We start from the raw sequence: 18764 nt of genomic DNA, 5'->3' as shown, positions 1-18764 counted from the left end.
GACGTCCACCGATGGCGTTGGAGGACACCCCTATGAGCACAGCTACGGCTGCGGATTCCGATACACCGGCACCGCGATCAAAACCGGGCCGCCGTCGCACCCTGTACCGCGGCGATCCAGGCATGTGGTCCTGGGTTCTGCACCGCATCACGGGTGCCACCATTTTCTTCTTCCTGTTCGTCCATGTGCTCGACACCGCGCTGGTGCGGGTGAGCCCGCAGGCCTACAACGAAGTCATCGAGACGTACAAGACGCCCATCGTCGGTCTCATGGAGGTCGGTTTGGTCGCGGCGGTGCTGTACCACGCGCTCAACGGCATCCGTGTGATCCTCATCGACTTCTGGCAGCACGGCCCGCGCTACCAGCGCCTGATGCTGTGGGTGATTGCCGGAATCTGGTTGGCCGTGATGATCCCCTCGCTGGGAGTCCTCGGCATGCACATGGCGGAGCGTTTTCTATGAGCGGCGAAAATCCATACGACCACCTGAGCGAGCGCGGCGGACCGGCCCCGGTCATGCAGCGCAGCTACGACCGGCCCGCCGGGCTGGACAACCCGCGCTCCCCGCGGCGCCCGGGCGGCATGCCCAACTTCGAGAAGTACGCCTGGCTGTTCATGCGCTTCTCGGGCATCGTCCTGGTGTTCCTGGCGCTGGGCCACCTGTTCATCATGCTGATGTGGCAGAACGGCGTGTACCGGATCGATTTCAACTACGTCGCGCAACGCTGGGCCTCGCCGTTCTGGCAGACCTGGGACCTGCTGCTGCTGTGGCTGGCCCAACTGCACGGCGGCAACGGGATGCGCACCATCATCGCCGATTACGCCCGCAAGGATTCGACCAAGTTCTGGCTGAACACCCTGCTGGCCCTGTCGATGTTGTTCACCCTGGTACTGGGTACCTACGTGCTACTGACGTTCGACGCGAACATCTCTTGAGCTGGAGTTGTAGGAAATGATTGTTGAACACCGCTACGACGTCGTGATCGTCGGTGCCGGCGGCGCCGGAATGCGCGCCGCGGTGGAGGCCGGCCCCCGGGCCCGCACCGCCGTGCTGACCAAGCTGTACCCGACCCGCAGCCACACCGGCGCCGCCCAGGGCGGTATGTGCGCCGCCCTGGCCAATGTCGAAGAGGACAACTGGGAGTGGCACACCTTCGACACCGTCAAGGGTGGGGACTACCTCGCCGACCAGGACGCCGTCGAGATCATGTGCAAGGAGGCCATCGACGCCGTCTATGACCTCGAGAAGATGGGGATGCCGTTCAACCGCACCCCTGAAGGCCGCATCGACCAGCGCCGGTTCGGCGGGCACACCCGCGACCACGGCAAGGCCCCGGTACGCCGCGCCTGTTACGCCGCCGACCGCACCGGGCACATGATCCTGCAGACGCTGTACCAAAACTGCGTCAAGCACGACGTCGAATTCTTCAACGAGTTCTACGCACTGGACATCGCGCTCACCGAGACCCCCGGCGGCCCCGTCGCCACCGGTGTCATCGCCTACGAGTTGGCCACCGGTGACATCCACGTCTTCCACGCCAAGGCGATCGTCTTCGCCACCGGCGGATCGGGCCGGATGTACAAGACCACCTCCAATGCGCACACGCTGACCGGTGACGGCCTGGGCATCATCTTCCGCAAGGGACTTCCCTTGGAGGACATGGAGTTCCACCAGTTCCACCCGACAGGCCTGGCCGGCCTGGGCATCCTGATCTCCGAGGCCGTGCGCGGCGAGGGCGGCCGGCTGCTCAACGGTGAGGGCGAACGCTTCATGGAGCGCTACGCCCCGACCATCGTCGACCTGGCGCCGCGCGATATCGTCGCCCGCTCGATGGTGCTCGAGGTGCTCGAAGGCCGCGGCGCCGGACCGAACAAGGACTACGTCTACATCGACGTACGCCACCTCGGCGAGGACGTGCTGGAGGCCAAGCTCCCCGACATCACCGAGTTCGCCCGCACCTACCTCGGCGTGGACCCGGTGACCGAGCTGGTGCCGGTGTACCCGACCTGCCACTACGTCATGGGCGGGATCCCGACCAACGTGCACGGCCAAGTGCTGCGCGACAACAACACGATCGTGCCGGGTCTGTACGCGGCCGGCGAATGCGCGTGTGTGTCGGTGCACGGCTCCAACCGGTTGGGCACCAATTCGCTGCTGGACATCAACGTGTTCGGCCGGCGCGCCGGGATCGCGGCTGCCGAGTACGCCAACAACCACAACCACGTGGACATGCCGGAGAACCCGGCCGACATGGTGGTCGGCTGGGTCGGTGACATCCTCTCCGAGCACGGCAATGAGCGCGTCGCCGATATCCGCACGGCGCTGCAGCAGTCCATGGACAACAACGCCGCGGTGTTCCGCACCGAGGAGACGCTGAAGCAGGCGCTCACCGACATCCACGCGCTCAAGGAGCGTTACTCGCGGATCACGGTGCAGGACAAGGGCAAGCGCTACAACAGCGATCTGCTGGAGGCCATCGAGCTGGGCTTCCTGCTGGAGCTGGCGGAGGTCACCGTCGTCGGCGCGCTGAACCGCAAGGAATCCCGTGGCGGGCACGCGCGTGAGGACTACCCCAACCGCGACGACACCAACTACATGCGGCACACCATGGCCTACAAAGAAGGCACCGAGCTGCTGTCCGATATCCGGCTGGACTACAAGCCCGTGGTCCAGACCCGGTACGAGCCGATGGAACGGAAGTACTGATCATGAGTGCACCCGTAATCGACAAGCCGCAAGCCGGTGGCCCCGAGCTGCCGCCCGTGCCCGATGGCGCGGTGATGGTGACGCTGAAGATCGCGCGGTTCAACCCGGACAACCCCGATGCCGCCGGCTTCCAGAGCTTCCGCGTGCCCTGCCTGCCGTCGGACCGGCTGCTCAACCTGCTGCACTACGTCAAGTGGTACCTGGACGGGACGCTGACCTTCCGCCGGTCCTGCGCGCACGGCGTGTGCGGTTCGGACGCCATGCGGATCAACGGTGTGAACCGGTTGGCGTGCAAGGTGCTGATGCGTGACCTGCTGCCCAAGAAGCCGGGCAAGCAGCTGACCATCACCATCGAGCCGATCCGCGGACTGCCGGTGGAGAAGGACCTCGTCGTCGACATGGAGCCGTTCTTCGACGCGTTCCGGGCCGTAAAGCCGTTCCTGATCACCAGTGGCAACCCGCCCACCCGGGAACGGATCCAGAGCCAGACCGACCGCGCCCGCTACGACGACACCACCAAGTGCATCCTGTGCGCGTGCTGCACCACGAGTTGCCCGGTGTTCTGGAACGAGGGCAGCTACTTCGGCCCGGCCGCCATCGTCAACGCGCACCGGTTCATCTTCGACAGCCGCGACGAGGGTGCCGCCGAGCGCCTGGACATCCTCAACGACGTCGACGGGGTGTGGCGCTGCCGCACCACCTTCAACTGCACCGATGCCTGCCCGCGTGGCATCCAGGTGACCCAGGCGATCCAAGAGGTCAAGCGCGCCTTGATGTTCGCGCGGTAGTTCTTCTCTCTGCAGCCCAATGTGAGCTTGGGTGCGAGATCCGGTCCGGATCTCGCACCCAAGCTCACGTTCGTTTCCGGGCCTATCCCTTGCGGATCAGCTTCTTGTTGACGAATTCGTCGATGCCGTAGCGGCCGAGTTCGCGGCCGAAGCCGGATCGCTTGACCCCGCCGAAAGGCAGCTCGACCCCGTCGGCGCCGACGACGTTGACGAACACCATGCCGGCGTCGATCTTGTCGGCCACCCGGCTCGCCTGCTCGTCGTCGGTGGTGAACACGTACGAGCCCAGCCCGAACGGCGTGTCGTTAGCCAGTTCGACGGCCTCGTCCTCGGATGCGGCCTTGTAGACGATGGCGACCGGCCCGAACAGCTCCTCGCGGAAATCGGTTGGCACATCGGTCAACACGCCGGGCGGGAAGTGCGCGCCCTTGCGCTCGCCCTCGGTGGTCAACCTCGCCCCACCGGCCACCGCACGGTCGACCTGCTCGGCGAGCCGCTGCGCGGCGGCCTCCGACGACAGCGGGGCCAGCCCGTCGCGCTGCTCCAGCACCTTGGCGGTGAACTTGTCCAGGAACTCGTCGTACACCTGCTCGGCGACGATGAACCGCTTGGCGGCGTTGCAGGCCTGTCCGGTGTTCTCGAACCGCCCGGCCACCGCCGCCTCGACGGTGGCGTCCATATCGTCGGAGGACAGCACGATGAAGGGATCGGACCCGCCGAGCTCGAGCACCACCTTCTTCAGGTTGCGGCCGGCGATCTCGGCGACCGCCGCCCCCGCCCGCTCCGAACCCGTCAGCGAAACCCCTTGCACGCGTGGGTCGGCGATGATGTCGGCGACCTGCTCGTTGGTTGCGTAGATGTTGACGTAGGCGCCCTCGGGGTAGCCGGCGTCGTCGAAGATCTGCTGGATGGCCGCCGCCGACTCCGGGCACTGCGGGGCGTGCTTGAGCAGGATGGTGTTGCCCAGCGTCAGGTTGGGGCCGGCGAATCGCGCCACCTGGTAGTACGGATAGTTCCACGGCATGATGCCCAGCAACACACCCACCGGGCCGCGCCGGATCAGCGCCGACCCCTCGCCATCGAGCAGCTCGATGGGTTCGTCGGCGAGGAACTTGGCGGCGTTGTCGGCGTAGAACTCGTAGATGGCGGCACTGAATTCGACCTCACCGGTGGCCTGGTCCAGCGGCTTGCCCATCTCGCGCACGATGATGGCGGCGAGCTCGTCGCGACGCTCGTTGTGCAACGCGGCGACCTTGCGGATCAACGCGACGCGGTCTTCCAGCGTTGAGTTCTTGGACCAATCCCGGTAGGCGCCGGCCGCCGCGGACAGCGCCTGCTCGATCTGAGCGTCGGTCGCCGTGGGGTACTCACGGAGCACCTCACCGGATGCGGGATCGACCACTGCGTACTGCGCCATGAAAAATCACTCCTGGTTCTGTTCGTTGGATGAGCTGTCTTCTGCATACGTGCCCGCGCGCTCCGCCGCCACCGGATCGCCGAATTTCAGCGCCACGAATCCCACGATCCCGAGTACGAGAACCGTGACGAACGCGTCGGCAAACACGTTCGTCGGCGCCGGGGCACCGGGAAGATGTTGTCGTAGAACGCATCTGCCAGCACCGGTGCACCAAGGATTCCGCACATCATGGTGAGCGCACCGAGCCGGCGGATGAACAGCAGGGCGGTCATTGCCCGCCCGCCAGCGAGGGCACCAGCAGGGTGCGCAGCGCGCCGCCGGCGGCCAGATCGTCCAGCGCGTCCTGCGCCGCCTCCAAGGGGCGGCGCCCGGATACCAGCGAATCCAGCTCGAGCTCACCGTCCATGTACAGGTCGACCAGGGCCGGGATATCGCGCTGCGGGTCGACCGAACCGTAGTTGGACCCGAGGATGCGCTGGTTGGCCTCGGCGAGTACCAGCGGGTCGAACCGTGCCGTCGACCCGGTCGGCGGCAGTCCGACGATGACGGCGGCACCGCCGAGCCCGAGCGCGGAGATGGCCTGTTCGGTGGTGACGATCTTGCCGATGGCGTCGAAGATGTAGTCGAGGCCTTCTGGGACAAGAGCTTTCAAAGCCTCGACGGCGTCGGTGGCCGACGAGTCGACGGTGTCGGTGGCGCCGAGCCGGCGCGCGTGGTCCAACTTGGCCGCGTCGATGTCGACGGCGACGATACGGCCGGCCTTGGCCAGCCGCGCGCCCTGGATACAGGACAGCCCGACTCCGCCACAGCCGATGACGGCCACCGTGGCACCTTCCTCGACGCCGGCGGTGTTGCGCACCGCGCCGACGCCGGTGGCCACCGCACAGCCGACCAGGGCGACCACGTCCAGCGGCGCGTCCCGGCGGATCCGCACCGCCCCGGAGGCCGGGACCACCACCCGCTCGGCGAACGACGACACACCCAGATAGTGATGCAGCGGCGCCCCGTCGCTGCTCCAGCGGCTGGTGCCGTCGAACAACACGCCGCCGGCAGCGACGACGTTCGCGGCCACCTCGCACTGCCACGGCCTGCCGAGTTCGCACTGCCGGCAGCCGCCGCAGCCCGGCACCCAGGACAGCACCACATGATCGCCGACCTCCAGCCCGTCGACGCCCGGGCCGAGCGCGGTCACCACCCCGGAGCCCTCGTGGCCCAAGACGACCGGGGCGGGCACGTCCCACTCCCCCTTGACCACATGTAGGTCGGAATGGCAGACGCCGGCGCCGGCGATGGCCACCTCCACCTCGCCGGGTCCGGGCGCGGCCAGCTGCACCTGCACGGTGCGCACCGGCGTGCCCGGCTCGATGAACACCGCTGCCCGCACGGTGTGCGCGTCACGATCGCCGGTCTGACTCATGGCCCATCCCGCCTGTTTAATGACACAAAACTTTGGTCGAAGTTATATCCCGCTAAACTTCGGCCTGCAAGGCGTGTCACACCACCATCGCGAATGAGACGGTCGCCGCTCGCGGACCCGCGACCGCCGGGAGAGCCCATGCCACGAAGCCACACCGCCGGCGCGGGTCGCACCTCCGACGTCGACTCCAAGATGACCCGGCTGGGACCGAAGTTGCGGGCGGTGCGACAGGAACGCGGCCTCACCCTGGATGCGCTCGCCTCCGAAGCGGAGCTGACCAAGGGCTTCCTCAGCCTGGTCGAACGCGGCCAGACAGCGGTGTCCGTGCCGAACCTGCTGCGGATCTGCGCCATCCTCGGGGTCTCGGTCGGTGCGCTGTTCGACTTCCCCGATTCGGCGATGGTGCGCAGCGGTCAGGGCGCGCCGCTGGAGATGGGCGGCAGCGGCATCCGCGAGTACCTGCTGACCCCGGCCACCGAGCGGCACGTCCAGGTGATGCGCACCGTGCTGCAACCGGGCGGCGGATCCGGCGGCGCCTACACCCTGGATTCCAAGACCATCGTCGCCGTCGTGGTCCGCGGCCGGCTGCGGCTGACGGTCGACGGCCAGGACATGACGCTCGGCGCCGGCGACTGCTACACGTTTTCGGCCCAGTCCCCGCACGCCTGGGAGAACGCCGACTCCGGCGAGAGCGAGGTGATCTGGTCGATCGCGCCGCCGCTACCGACCGGGTCACCGGGGCGCAGCTAGGGCCGTCGCACCCGCCTGTCATATCCGCCTGTCACAAAGGGCGGGGCTGCCTCGTCTGAGGTGATATGACGACGAGAATCGCTCCACTGCCCCCGAAGAAGGCCGGCCCCCTGACGCGGATGATGTACCGCTACGCCAAGCGGCGGTTCGGCACGGTGCCCGAACCGTTCACCGTCGCCGCCCACCACCCGCGCCTGCTGGTCGCCAATGCCGTGCACGAAGCGCTGCTGCAACGCGGATCCACCACGCTGCCGGCCAATGTCCGCGAACTCGCGGTGTTCTGGACCGCGCGGACGATCGGCTGCTCGTGGTGTGTGGATTTCGGGTCGATGTTGATGCGGCTGGAGAACCTCGACACGGACCGGCTCACGTTCATCGAGGACTACGCGACGTCATCGGCCTTCGACGACGACGAGCGCGCCGCCATCGCCTACGCGGACGCCATGACCACCGACCCGCATCGGGTCACCGACGAGCAGGTGGCCGAGCTGCGGGCGCGGTTCGGCGATGCCGGCGTGGTCGAGTTGACCTACCAGATCGCCGTGGAGAACATGCGGGCCCGGATGTACTCGGCCCTGGGTATCACCGAGCAGGGTTTCAGCTCCGGCGACGCATGCCGGGTGCCGTGGCTCGACTCCCCGACGCCGCCCGAGTGACGTTGGCCCGCAACGGCGATGCGGTGAACTTGTCCGGGTTGGCGATATCCCATACCGCGCAGACCAATTCGTCGCGCACGGTCATCACCGTCACCCGCGGCGCCAGCTCCGGGTACCCGTCAGCTGCCGGTAACCCCGGCGTGTAACTGCCGAGTTCGCCGTTGACCAGTGCCAGCTGGGTGGCCGAAAGCCAGTTCGGCCCATAACGTTTGGCCAGCCCGAAGAGGAAACGGGCCACCTTGTCCTGGCCCACGATGACCCGGGCGGCGGTCGGGGCACGCCGGTTGGCGTCACCGGTGAAGGTGACCTCGGGATGTAGCAGCGCGACGACGGCGGCCATATCGCCGTCTGCCATCGCCGCCATCAGCTTGCCGACGATCTCGGGGTGCGCCGGGTCCCGCGGCGGGGTCGATGGGGCGGCGCGGCGCGCCCGGGACGCCAGCTGCCTGGCCGCGGCGGTGCTGATGCCGAGGATGTCGGCGATCTCGTCGAACGGCACGGCAAATCCGTCGTGCAAGACGAACGCAACCCGCTGGTCGGGGGTCAACCGCTCCAGCACCACCATGGCCGCGAAGCGCGCGTCGTCGGCCGTTATCACGGCGGCCAGCGGGTCGCCAGGCCCGTCCGAACCGGCCCCGAAACCGGTCACGACGGGCTCGGGCAGCCACTCACCGACATAGGCCTCCCGCCGGTGCGCGGCCGAGCGCAACCGATCCAGGGCGAGCCGGCTGACCACCGTGGTCAGCCACGCGCGCAGATCGTCGATCTCGGTGCCCGTCCGGTGGCAGCGCAGCCAGGAGTCCTGCACGATGTCCTCGGCGTCCGCATAGGTGCCGGTGAGCCGGTAGGCGACGGCCAACAGATGCGGACGCAGCGCCTCGAATTCGTCGGCCCGCGCCGCGGTGGTCACCCGGACAACCCTAGCCCCCGGCCCGTCACCGTAGACATGCTGCGAAAACTAATTTCGTTGTTGACAAGCGCTAAAACGACTGAAACCGTATCCTTCGTTTGAAAATCATAGGTAATCAGCAGGGAGAAGCGATGAGCAAGGGCGAACTCACCCTGGAACCCGGCGGCGGCGCCGTCGAGAGCAAGGGCCTCAAGGGCGGCGCGCTGGGCCTGCTGTCCAGCATCGTCGTCGGGATGGCCTCGACCGCCCCGGCCTACAGCCTGGCGGCCACGTTGGGGCTCATCATCGCCAGCGGCGGTGCCCTGCTGTCCGGCGTGAAAGCGCCTGCCATCGTGCTCATCTCGTTCATCCCGATGTACCTCATCGCGGTGGCCTACCAGGAACTGAACAAGGCCGAACCGGACTGCGGCACCACCTTCACCTGGGCCTCACGCGCATTCGGTCCGGTGGTGGGCTGGCTCGGCGGCTGGGGCATCATCGCCGCCGACGTCATCGTGATGGCCAACCTGGCCCAGATCGCCGGCTCGTACTCGTTCACCTTCGCCGGTGATCTCGGCTGGCAGTCGGCCGCGACACTGGCCGGCAGCACGTTGTGGTCCACGGTGGCGGGTGTCATCTGGATCGCGGTGATGACCTACATCTGCTACCGCGGCATCGAGGTCTCGGCCCGGCTGCAGTACGCCCTGCTCGGTATCGAGGTGGTGGTGCTGATCGCGCTCTCGGTGGTGGCTCTGGTCAAGGTGTACACCCACAACGCCGAGGACTACTCGCTGATCCCGTCGCTGTCCTGGTTCTGGCCCGGCGGACTGGATTTCGGCACCGTGATCGCCCCCGCGGTGCTGACCACCATCTTCATCTACTGGGGCTGGGACACCGCGGTGGCGTGCAACGAGGAATCCGACGATCCCGGACGTACCCCGGGCCGGGCCGCGGTCATCTCCACCTTCCTGCTGCTGGCCACCTACGCCTTGGTGAGCGTCGCGGCGGTGGCCTTCGCCGGGGTCGGCACGGACGGCATCGGTCTCGGCAATCCGGAGAACTCCGCCGACGTATTCGCCGCGATCGGTCCGGACCTGTTCGGGGACAGTGTCCTCGGCCATGTCGGCATGCTGCTGCTCTCGGCCTCGATCCTGACCTCGGCGTCGGCATCCACGCAGACCACCATCCTGCCGACCGCGCGCACCACCTTGTCGATGGGCGTGTACAAGGCGCTGCCCGGTTCGTTCGCCAAGATCCACCGCACCTACCTGACCCCCACCACCTCGACGATCGCGATGGGCGTCGTCAGTGCCGTCTTCTACGTACTGTTCACGGTGATCAGCACCAACCTGCTGACGGCGCTGATCGGCTCGGTGGGCCTGATGATCGCGTTCTACTACGGCCTGACCGGCTTCGCCTGCGTCTGGTTCTACCGGAAGACGTTGACCCGCAACGTGCGTGACCTGATGATGCGCGGTGTCGTCCCGCTGCTCGGCGGCATCATCCTGCTGGTGGTGTTCGTCTACGGCCTGATCCAGTACGCCAAGCCGGACTGGCTGACCGACGACGACGGAAACAACGTCACCATCTTCGGGTTCGGTGCCGTGGCCGTGGTCGGCATCGGTGCACTGGTGCTGGGGCTGGTCCTGATGCTGGTGTGGCGGGTCATGGCGCCCGGCTTCTTCAAGGGCATCACGCTGCCGCGCCGCAGCCACGACCTGGTGCTGGAGACCGTCGGTGACCAGGCCGCCGTCGAAGCCCGCTTCGGACTGCCCGACTCGGGCGACATGCCCACCGTCATCGCCCCGGATCTGTCCAATCTGCCGCCCGGGGAGCGGGCCATCAACCCGGAGACGGGCGAGGAATTCAGCAAATACTGAGCCGTTCTGTCCACACGGCGCGTCACACGATCGACGGACAGACAGCACGCGAAATTTGACGTTATCGTCATGCCCGATCTCTGTCTCTCAGCGACTGAACAGGTGGCGCATGTCCCGACCGACCAAATCGTCATGGCTGGTGGACGGATCGAGACATATGGGTCGGGTGGGCGCCGTGGCCGTCGCCGTGGGTATCGGCAGCGCACTCACCTTTCCGCAGGTCGCATGGGCCGACGACGGCGCATCCGGCGGCTCGTCGTCCACCGGCGGTGCCGGCGCGGGTGACTCCACCGGCGGTGCCGGTACAGGTGACTCCACCGGCTCCGGGGGTGCAGCTCATTCGTCACCGTCGACGGGGGCAACGACGGGCACCGAAGCGGGCGGGGTGACCGGCTCGTCCACGTCGCAGAACCCGAACGGTGGCGAAGCACCCAAGGGTGCCAAGGACTCCGAGGACCAGATCAGCGAACCGGCCGATCATCGCCCCGCCCGGCATACCCGCCGGGACAGCAAGCGCACCGCCGCGCGAGTCGGCACGGCCAAGACCGCAACGGTGCGCGACGCGCCGGCCCCTGCCGCGGCGACCGAGTCGCGGACCGCCGACACCCCGACCGACAAGCCGTCCACGGCACCGGTTGCGGCCCCGACCGCCGCGGCGGCCCCGGTCGGTGTGGCGGGCGCGGTCACGGCCACCACCACCGCGGTGGCGCCCACCCAGACCACAGCCGCCCCCGGCATCCGAACGCTGATCCTCGGCGTGCTCGGGGTGTTCGGCTTCAGCCCCAACCCGGTGCCCGGCCATACCAACAACCCACTGTTGGAGGCGGTCTGGGCGGGCTACCGGCGCATCGAGACGCTCTTCGATCACACGGGCGACAAGGCCTCGACCGTCACCGCGGCGGTGCACACCAGCCTGTCCACCGCCACAAAGCCCGATATCGCCGGTGACCCGGTCGTCGTCGTCGGCACGCAGAAGCAAGCACCGACCTCGCCGGCAGCATCGGCGACCGATCTTCCGTCGGTGACCGCGGCCATCACCGAGGTCAGACCGGCGCCGAGCCGGCCGTCGTCACCGCTGCGGACGTTCGTGCTCAACGCGCTGGGGGCGTTCGGGTTCAACCCCGCGCCGGGGCACGCCAATAACCCGATATTGCAATCGATCTGGAACGGCTACCGCAAGCTGGAGGCGATGTTCGACAACACCGCGCCGGATATCGACGCGGTCCGGGTCCTGGACACCCGCTGGACCGACGACGGGTACGTCGCCGTCGATCTCGCCGTCGATGTCAGCGACTACGACGGGGACCCGGTCACCACCAGCACCATCACCGGCGTGGCATTCACCAAGAACCTCGACGGGACGTTCACCTATCTGGCCACCCCCGGGTACAGCGGCACCGACACCGTGTACATCGGGGCCACCGATAGCGGCAACCACGTCCACCAGACCGGCAACCACACCCGGCTCGCGGCCGTCGCGATCACGGTGACGGCGGTGCCGGCGCTCAGCGCTTCGTGAAAATCGTTCGGTGCCAGGCCTTGTCGGCCACGCCGGTGATATCGCTCATCACGTGTTTGATGGTCAGGTATTCCTCGAACGAGTAGTCGCTCATATCCTTGCCGAACCCGGACGCCCCGACACCGCCGTGCGGCATCTCCGAGATGATCGGGATGTGATCGTTGATCCACACACAGCCGGCGTTGATCTCGCGGGACGCGCGCTGCGCGCGGTAGACGTCGCGGGTCCAGGCCGAGGCCGCCAACCCGTAGTCGGTGTCGTTGGCCTGCCGCAGGGCGTCATCGTCGTCGGTGAAGGCGCGCACCGTGAGCACCGGACCGAAGATCTCGTCCCGGTAAATCTCGGAATCCTCTGCGACATCGGCGATCAGCGTCGGCCGGTAGAACGACCCCGGGAGGTCCGGGATGACTCCGCCGGTGACGATGCGTCCGCCTTGGCCGGGGGCGCGGGAGACCATGCCGGCCACCTTGTCGCGGTGCGCGGTGGTGATCAGCGGACCCAGATCGGTGTCGGGATCGTGCGGATCCCCGACCACGATCTTGCTCATCACCTCACCCACCCCGGCGACGAAATCGTCGTAGAGGTCGCGCGCAACGATCGCGCGGGTGGCCGCCGTACAGTCCTGACCGGAGTTGATCAGCGCGCCGGCGACCGCACCCTGGATGGCCGCGTCCAGATCGGCGTCGTCGAACACCACGAACGGCGCCTTGCCACCGAGTTCCAACTGGGTGCGGTGGCCGTGCAGGGCCGCGGCCGCCATCACCTTGCGGCCCACCGCCGTCGACCCGGTGAAGGTCACGACGTCGACGTCGCGGTGCCCGGCCAACGCGGTGCCGACATCGGCTCCCGAACCGGTGACGACGTTGAGCACACCGGCGGGTAGCCCCGCCTCGGCGGCGATGCGCGCCAGCGTGAGTGTGGTCAGCGGAGTGATCTCCGCGGGTTTGATGACGACGGCGCAGCCGGCGGCCAGTGCGGGAATGACCTTCCACACCGCCATCTGCAGCGGGTAGTTCCACGGGGTGATGGTGGCGACCACGCCGACGGCCTCACGCCGGATACTGGAGGTGTGGTCGGCCGAATACTCGGCGGTGGCCTTGCCTTCCAAATGTCTTGCCGCACCAGCGAAGAAAGCCACGTTGTCGACGCTGCCGGGGACGTCGAACTCGGTGGCCAGCCGCACCGGCTTACCGCACTGGGCCACCTCCTCGGCGATGAAGGTGGCGGCGTTGGCCTCCATCAGTTCGGCGAGCTTGGCCAGCACGCCGGCCCGCTCCACCGGGGCGGCCTTGGCCCAGCCGGGTTGCGCGGCGCGGGCGGCGGCGACGGCGGCATCCACATCGGCCGGGGTGGCCAGCGCATAGCTCGCCACCACCTCACCGGTGGCCGGGCTGATCACCGAGAAGGGCTGCCCGCCCGTCCGCACCGCCGCACCGTTGATCCAGCTACCAGCGACAACAGGGGTTTGGGTGGTGGTCACGAGGTCACACGCTACCCGAGGACCGCTGCGCATTCCACCGGTCTGAGACATCTCAAACGCGCGATTTCATGGAAATGGTTGCCCCAAACTACGGATTCCGTGCACAATCGTCAGCATGTCGAACCCAGATTCACAGCCCGGCGCGTCTGCCGTCTCCCTGCGAATCAGCCAGTCCCGTCCTGGGGCGGCCTTTCAACTCGACGAGTTGTCCAAATCGATCATCGAGAAGTTGCAGCAGGACGGCAGGCGGTCCTACGCCGGGATCGGCAAGGCCGTCGGCCTGTCCGAAGCCGCCGTGCGCCAACGCGTCCAGCGCATGGTCGACGCGGGTGTCATGCAGATCGTCGCGGTCACCGACCCGATGCAACTGGGCTTCGCCCGCCAGGCCATGATCGGCATCCGCTGCACCGGCGACACCACCAAGGTCGCCGACAAGATCGCCGCCATCGAATCGGTGGACTACGTGGTGCTCACCGCGGGCACCTTCGACGCCATCGCCGAAGTCGTCTGCGAGGACGACGACGACCTACTCGACCTACTCAACACCAAGATCCGTGCCGTGCCAGGGGTGATATCAACCGAGACTCTCGTCTATCTCAAACTTGTCAAACAGCAATACAATTGGGGCACGCGATGACAACTACTGATGTAGCACAATCTATTTCGACAGATCTGGCCGCCAAGGCCAAACGGCACCTGTGGGGCCACTTCGCCCGGCACGGCGCCGACATCAACCCGCCGATCATCACCCGCGGCGAGGGCGTCAACATCTTCGACGACCAGGGCCGCAGCTATATCGACGGACTCTCGGGCTTGTTCGTGGTGCAGGTCGGGCACGGCCGCGAGGAACTGGCCGCCGCGGCGGCCCGCCAAGCCGAGCAACTGGCCTTCTTCCCGCTGTGGTCCTACGCCACGCCGACGGCCGTCGAGCTGGCCGAGCGGATCGCCAACTACGCGCCGGGTGACCTGAACCGCGTCTTCTTTACCACCGGTGGCGGCGAAGCGGTGGAGAGCGCCTGGAAACTGGCCAAGCAGTACTTCAAGCTGACCGGAAAACCCGGTAAGCACAAGGTGGTTTCGCGTTCGATCGCCTACCACGGCACCCCGCAGGGCGCGCTGGCCATCACCGGCATCCCGGCCTTCAAGGCGCCGTTCGAGCCGCTCACGCCCGGTGGTTTCCGGGCGCCGAACACCAACTTCTACCGGGCGCCGGAGGCCTACGCGCACGACGAGAAGGCGTTCGGACGCTACTGCGCCGACCGCATCGCCGAGGCCATCGAGTTCGAGGGCCCGGACACCGTCGCGGCGGTGTTCCTGGAACCGGTGCAGAACGCCGGTGGTTGCTTCCCGCCGCCGCCGGGATACTTCGAGCGGGTTCGCGAGATCTGCGACGAGTACGACGTGCTGCTGGTTTCCGACGAGGTGATCTGCGCCTACGGCCGCATCGGTTCCATGTTCGCCTGCGACGATTTCGGCTACGTCCCCGATATCATCACCAGCGCAAAGGGTTTGACCTCGGGCTACTCCCCGATCGGTGCGATGATCGCCAGCGATCGGCTGTTCGAGCCGTTCAACGACGGCAAGACGGTGTTCGGGCACGGCTACACCTTCGGCGGGCACCCGGTGTCGTCGGCGGTGGCGCTGGCCAACCTGGACATCTTCGAACGCGAGGGCATCAACGCCCACGTCAAGGAGCAGGCACCGGTGTTCAAGGCCACCCTGGAGAAGCTCTACGACCTGCCGATCGTCGGCGACGTCCGCGGTGAGGGCTTCTTCTACGGCATCGAACTGGTCAAGGACAAGACCACCAAGGAGACCTTCGACGACGAAGAGTCCGAGCGGCTGCTGCGCGGTTTCCTCACCCCCGCGCTGTGGGAAGCCGGTCTGTACTGCCGCGCCGACGACCGTGGCGACCCGGTGGTGCAGCTCGCTCCTCCGCTGATCAGCGGGCAGAAGGAGTTCGACGCGATCTACGACATCCTGCACGGGGTGCTCAGCGAGGCCGGACGCCGCCTCTAGATCAGAGCTTCACACGACGGCCGGGCGGGAAACCGCCCGGCCGTCGTCGTCGGCGGGCTACCGTCGCTTTCGTGCCTGCCCCGTCCGCCAAACCCGCCATCAACCCCGTCCGCTGGCAGCCGCCGCCGGTGGATCCGCTGCCGGAGTTCCCGTTCCCCGACCTGACCCTGGTGCCGATGCCCGGGCACGGGCCCGAAGATGTGGTCACCGATGCCGCGGGCTCGTTGTGGACCGGGTTGGTGGACGGCCGGATCGTCCGCCTGACCCCCGACGGCGATGCGACCGTGGTCGCCGACACCGGCGGGCGCCCGCTCGGGCTGCACGTCGCCCGCGACGGTCGGGTGCTGATCTGCGACAGTTATCGCGGCCTGCTGGCGCTGGACCCGGGCAACGGCGAGTTGACCACCCTCACCCGGACCGTCCCCGTCGAGGGCGTCGGCTCGCAAGGCTCCGCGCCGCACGGGCGCCCCTTGCGGTTCTGTTTCAACGTCACCGAAACACCGGACGGCACAATCTATTTCACGGAGTCGACCAGCGACTTCCACTACGAATGGTTCAAGGCGGCCATCTTCGAGGCCCGTGGCACCGGTGGGCTGTACCGGCTGGAGGCCGACGGCTCGGTCAGCACCCTGGTCAGCGGACTGTATTTCGCGAACGGGCTGACGGTGACCGGCGACGGGTCGGCGCTGGTCTTCGCCGAGACCCAGGGCCGGCGGCTGTCCAAATACTGGCTGACCGGACCGCGGGCCGGCACCGTCACCCCGCTGGTGCAGCATCTGCCCGGCATGCCGGACAACATCTGTACCGGCAGTGACGGCCGGATCTGGGTCGCGTTGGTCTGCCCGGTCAACAAACCGGCCGACTGGCTGGCCCCGCGTCCGCCCGCGCTGCGCAAGCTGATGTGGAAACTGCCCGCCGCACTGCAACCCGACATGCCCTCCGAGGTGTGGGCGGTGGCGTTCGACCCCGACTCCGGGCGGGCGGTCGGGGGCCTGCACGGCAAACACCCCCACTTCGGTCAGGTGACCGGGCTCGTCGAGCGGGACGGCCGGCTCTGGATGAGCACGATCGGCTCCGGCGCGCTGGCCCATTGCGCCCTCCCAGGAGGATCACCTTCGTAACACAAACCCCACCTGTCACAGCGCGGCTCCCGCGGATCGGCAGTATGGTCACCTAATCTGCTGAGACGATGGCGACCAAGAAAACTCCGCTCCACCGCGCTACGGCCCTGGCCGCGGCGCTTTTCCTGGCCGCGGGACCGGCCATGGCGCACGCCGACCCGGCCCCACCGGATCCATGCCCGTTCCGCGTGACCACCCCACCCGCGGTGGACTCATCCGAGGTGCCCAAGGCAGGTGACCCGCCGGCGCCTCTGCCGGTGCCGGCGACCCCGGTGGGCGGGGACGCCATGGGCAACTGCGGCGTCGTCGTCGCCCCGGACACCCCGCCACTGCCCAACGACATCTCGGCCGAGGCCTGGGTGGTGGCCGACCTGGACAGCGGCGACGTCATCGCCGCCAAGGACCCGCACGGCAGACACCGGCCGGCCAGCATCATCAAGGTCTTGATCGCCATGCAGGCGATCGACGAACTGCCGCTGAACCGGCAGGTGATCGGCACGTCCGACGATGCGGCCGCCGAGGGCACCCGGGTCGGTGTCGACCAGGGGGGCCACTACACCGTCAACGATCTGCTGCACGGCCTGCTGATGCATTCCGGCAACGATGCCGCGCACGCCCTGGCCGTCCAGGTCGGTGGCATGGACACCGCGCTGCAGAAGATCAACACGCTGGCCAACAAACTCGGCGGCCGCGACACCCGTGCCGCGACACCGTCCGGTCTGGACGGCCCCGGCATGAGCACCTCGGCCTACGACATCGCGCTGTTCTACCGCTACGCGTTCGGCAACGACACCTTCACCCGCATCGTCGGGACCGAGAAGTACCCGTTCCCCGGGTATCCGGCCCGGCCCGGTGAGGACAACGACCATCCCGGCTACGACCTGGAGAACGACGTCAAGCTGCTCTACAACTATCCGGGCGCGTTGGGCGGTAAGACCGGTTACACCGACGACGCCGGCCAGACCTTCGTCGGTGCCGCCGAACGCGACGGCCGCCGGCTGGTGGCGGTGCTGCTGCGCGGCACCCGCGAGCCCATCGCGCCGTGGGAGCAGGCCGCGCACCTGCTCGACTACGGCTTCGCCACCGCGCCGGGCACCAAGGTGGGCAAGCTGATCGAGCCCGACCCGTCCCTGCTGCCCAAGCAGAAGCCGGACGCTCCGGATCCCACCGCGGTCGCGGCCACCGCGCTGCCGCCCGCCGACGCCGTACCGGTGCGGGTGGGCGTCGGTGTGGTCGGGGCGATCATCGTGTTCGCCCTGATCATGGCCGCCCGGTCGATGAACCGGCGGCCTCAGGCCTGAGCCAACCGGGCCAGCACCTCGGCAGCGGCCAGCTGCTCGCGCACCTCCCCCACGCCCTGACCCGCATTGACCGCCGAGCCGCGCAGCACCCGCTCGGGCATCGTCGCGGGCCACCGGTATCCGGCGGCGATGTCGAATTCACGGGTGAGTTCGGTCTCGGTGCCGGCCAGCAATTCCGCGCGGGCCGCCGCCGGCGTCAGCGCCTCGTGGCTCACTGCGAACGCGGTGCCCACCCAGGCGCCGGCCGCACCGGCCGCGAGCACCGCGGCGACCGCCCGCGACGAGCTGATACCACCGGCCGCGAGCACCGGAACATCCACCGCCTCAAGGACTTCGGCGAGCAGCGGCAGCGTCGCCAGCACCGGCTCGCCGTGCCCGCCGCCCTCGGCGCCGCGGGCAACCACGACATCCACCCCGGCGGCCGCCGCGCGCCGCGCGTCACCCGGGCGTGCCACCTGGGTGCACACCCGGACACCGGCGGCGTGCGCATCGGCCACCCAGGACCAGTCGGCGCCGAAACTCACCGACAGCAGGGCCGGCCGGGCGGCCACCGCAATGTCGAACAGTTCGGGCCGATCGGTCATCACCCAATGCACCAGCCCGATCCCGAACGGCCGCGCCGAGCCACCCCAGCGCTGGTGTTCGGCGAGCTCTCGGCGCAGCGCGTCGGGTGTGGCCGCGCTGCCCATGCCGATCATGCCCAACCCGCCGGCCCGCGACACCGCGGCGGCCAGCCGACCGCCGGCCACACCGCCCATCGGCGCGTTCACGATGGGCACCTCGATGCCCATCTCCCGGGACCAGGCATCGCGGGGCTGAGCG

General features: G+C 68.1%; 17 protein-coding genes and 1 pseudogene. 12 read left to right on the top strand and 6 right to left on the bottom strand.

Annotated elements, in window-relative coordinates; all coding sequences use genetic code 11:
• The first annotated feature begins 32 nt into the window (after nucleotides 1-32).
• Genes sdhC through SBI67_RS18830 form a run of 4 tightly spaced genes read left to right on the top strand, consistent with a single transcriptional unit; the run spans nucleotide 33 to nucleotide 3493 of the window.
• The gene (gene sdhC / locus SBI67_RS18845) at nucleotides 33-461 is read left to right on the top strand and encodes a succinate dehydrogenase, cytochrome b556 subunit (RefSeq protein WP_082132523.1); all 429 of its coding nucleotides are present in this window, start codon (nucleotides 33-35) and stop codon (nucleotides 459-461) included.
• On the top strand, nucleotides 458-934 hold the full coding sequence (locus tag SBI67_RS18840; protein ID WP_036401966.1) for a succinate dehydrogenase hydrophobic membrane anchor subunit: 477 nt from the start codon (nucleotides 458-460) through the stop codon (nucleotides 932-934). The genes sdhC and SBI67_RS18840 overlap by 4 nt, the downstream gene beginning before the upstream one ends.
• 16 nt (nucleotides 935-950) lie before the next feature.
• A complete protein-coding gene (gene sdhA, locus SBI67_RS18835) occupies nucleotides 951-2705 on the top strand; it encodes a succinate dehydrogenase flavoprotein subunit (RefSeq protein WP_318982042.1) in 1755 nt (584 codons plus the stop codon).
• A 2-nt stretch (nucleotides 2706-2707) separates the two neighbouring features.
• Nucleotides 2708-3493 carry a succinate dehydrogenase iron-sulfur subunit gene (locus tag SBI67_RS18830; RefSeq protein WP_318982041.1) on the top strand — a complete coding sequence of 262 codons (786 nt, stop codon included), beginning with the start codon at nucleotides 2708-2710 and terminating at the stop codon, nucleotides 3491-3493.
• An 82-nt stretch (nucleotides 3494-3575) separates the two neighbouring features.
• Here the strand turns inward: SBI67_RS18830 and SBI67_RS18825 are convergent, their stop codons facing one another.
• The 3 genes from SBI67_RS18825 to SBI67_RS18815 all read right to left on the bottom strand — a co-directional run bounded on the left by SBI67_RS18825 (nucleotide 3576) and on the right by SBI67_RS18815 (nucleotide 6327).
• Nucleotides 3576-4910 carry an NAD-dependent succinate-semialdehyde dehydrogenase gene (locus SBI67_RS18825; protein ID WP_266045585.1) on the bottom strand — a complete coding sequence of 445 codons (1335 nt, stop codon included), beginning with the start codon at nucleotides 4908-4910 and terminating at the stop codon, nucleotides 3576-3578.
• An 86-nt stretch (nucleotides 4911-4996) separates the two neighbouring features.
• A complete protein-coding gene (locus SBI67_RS18820; RefSeq protein ID WP_318982040.1) occupies nucleotides 4997-5182 on the bottom strand; it encodes a hypothetical protein in 186 nt (61 codons plus the stop codon).
• Nucleotides 5179-6327 carry a Zn-dependent alcohol dehydrogenase gene (locus SBI67_RS18815; RefSeq protein ID WP_266045584.1) on the bottom strand — a complete coding sequence of 383 codons (1149 nt, stop codon included), beginning with the start codon at nucleotides 6325-6327 and terminating at the stop codon, nucleotides 5179-5181. Before SBI67_RS18815 ends, SBI67_RS18820 begins: the two co-directional genes overlap by 4 nt.
• Before the next feature lie 138 nt (nucleotides 6328-6465).
• Between SBI67_RS18815 and SBI67_RS18810 the strand changes: the two genes are divergently transcribed.
• Both SBI67_RS18810 and SBI67_RS18805 read left to right on the top strand, forming a co-directional pair.
• Entirely contained in the window at nucleotides 6466-7077 is a 612-nt protein-coding gene (locus SBI67_RS18810) for a helix-turn-helix domain-containing protein (RefSeq protein ID WP_318982039.1), read from the top strand.
• Between the two features lie 62 nt (nucleotides 7078-7139).
• A pseudogene (locus SBI67_RS18805) lies at nucleotides 7140-7733 on the top strand (carboxymuconolactone decarboxylase family protein); the annotation flags it as partial.
• On the opposite strand, the gene SBI67_RS18800 reads toward SBI67_RS18805, so the two are convergent.
• A complete protein-coding gene (locus SBI67_RS18800; protein WP_318982038.1) occupies nucleotides 7675-8643 on the bottom strand; it encodes a sigma-70 family RNA polymerase sigma factor in 969 nt (322 codons plus the stop codon). The pseudogene SBI67_RS18805 and the gene SBI67_RS18800 overlap by 59 nt on opposite strands.
• A 131-nt stretch (nucleotides 8644-8774) precedes the next feature.
• Here SBI67_RS18800 and SBI67_RS18795 point away from each other — a divergent pair, with 131 nt between their 5' ends.
• Together SBI67_RS18795 and SBI67_RS18790 are read left to right on the top strand one after the other, a co-directional pair.
• A complete protein-coding gene (locus tag SBI67_RS18795) occupies nucleotides 8775-10502 on the top strand; it encodes an APC family permease (protein ID WP_318982037.1) in 1728 nt (575 codons plus the stop codon).
• Nucleotides 10503-10611: 109 nt separating this feature from the next.
• Nucleotides 10612-12021 carry a hypothetical protein gene (locus SBI67_RS18790; RefSeq protein ID WP_318982036.1) on the top strand — a complete coding sequence of 470 codons (1410 nt, stop codon included), beginning with the start codon at nucleotides 10612-10614 and terminating at the stop codon, nucleotides 12019-12021.
• Here SBI67_RS18790 and SBI67_RS18785 read toward each other — a convergent pair.
• Complete coding sequence (locus SBI67_RS18785) at nucleotides 12008-13501, bottom strand: gamma-aminobutyraldehyde dehydrogenase (RefSeq protein ID WP_413232529.1); 1494 nt, start codon at nucleotides 13499-13501, stop codon at nucleotides 12008-12010. The genes SBI67_RS18790 and SBI67_RS18785 overlap by 14 nt on opposite strands.
• Before the next feature lie 115 nt (nucleotides 13502-13616).
• Between SBI67_RS18785 and SBI67_RS18780 the strand changes: the two genes are divergently transcribed.
• The 4 genes from SBI67_RS18780 to SBI67_RS18765 all read left to right on the top strand — a co-directional run bounded on the left by SBI67_RS18780 (nucleotide 13617) and on the right by SBI67_RS18765 (nucleotide 17942).
• Nucleotides 13617-14138: an Lrp/AsnC family transcriptional regulator gene (locus tag SBI67_RS18780; RefSeq protein WP_318982034.1), complete on the top strand. Its 522-nt coding sequence runs from the start codon at nucleotides 13617-13619 to the stop codon at nucleotides 14136-14138.
• A complete protein-coding gene (locus SBI67_RS18775) occupies nucleotides 14135-15520 on the top strand; it encodes an aspartate aminotransferase family protein (protein WP_318982033.1) in 1386 nt (461 codons plus the stop codon). The genes SBI67_RS18780 and SBI67_RS18775 overlap by 4 nt, the downstream gene beginning before the upstream one ends.
• Nucleotides 15521-15591: 71 nt before the next feature.
• Entirely contained in the window at nucleotides 15592-16641 is a 1050-nt protein-coding gene (locus SBI67_RS18770) for an SMP-30/gluconolactonase/LRE family protein (protein ID WP_318982032.1), read from the top strand.
• Between the two features lie 68 nt (nucleotides 16642-16709).
• Nucleotides 16710-17942 carry a D-alanyl-D-alanine carboxypeptidase family protein gene (locus tag SBI67_RS18765; RefSeq protein WP_318982031.1) on the top strand — a complete coding sequence of 411 codons (1233 nt, stop codon included), beginning with the start codon at nucleotides 16710-16712 and terminating at the stop codon, nucleotides 17940-17942.
• On the opposite strand, the gene SBI67_RS18760 is transcribed toward SBI67_RS18765, so the two are convergent.
• Entirely contained in the window at nucleotides 17933-18733 is an 801-nt protein-coding gene (locus SBI67_RS18760; RefSeq protein WP_318982569.1) for a nitronate monooxygenase, read from the bottom strand. The genes SBI67_RS18765 and SBI67_RS18760 overlap by 10 nt on opposite strands.
• Nucleotides 18734-18764: the final 31 nt, after the last annotated feature.

The organism is Mycolicibacterium chengduense, assembly GCF_033741155.1.
GTDB lineage: Bacteria > Actinomycetota > Actinomycetes > Mycobacteriales > Mycobacteriaceae > Mycobacterium.
Note: the sequence above shows the minus strand (reverse complement) of the source record. Positions and strands in the feature narration are given on the sequence as shown.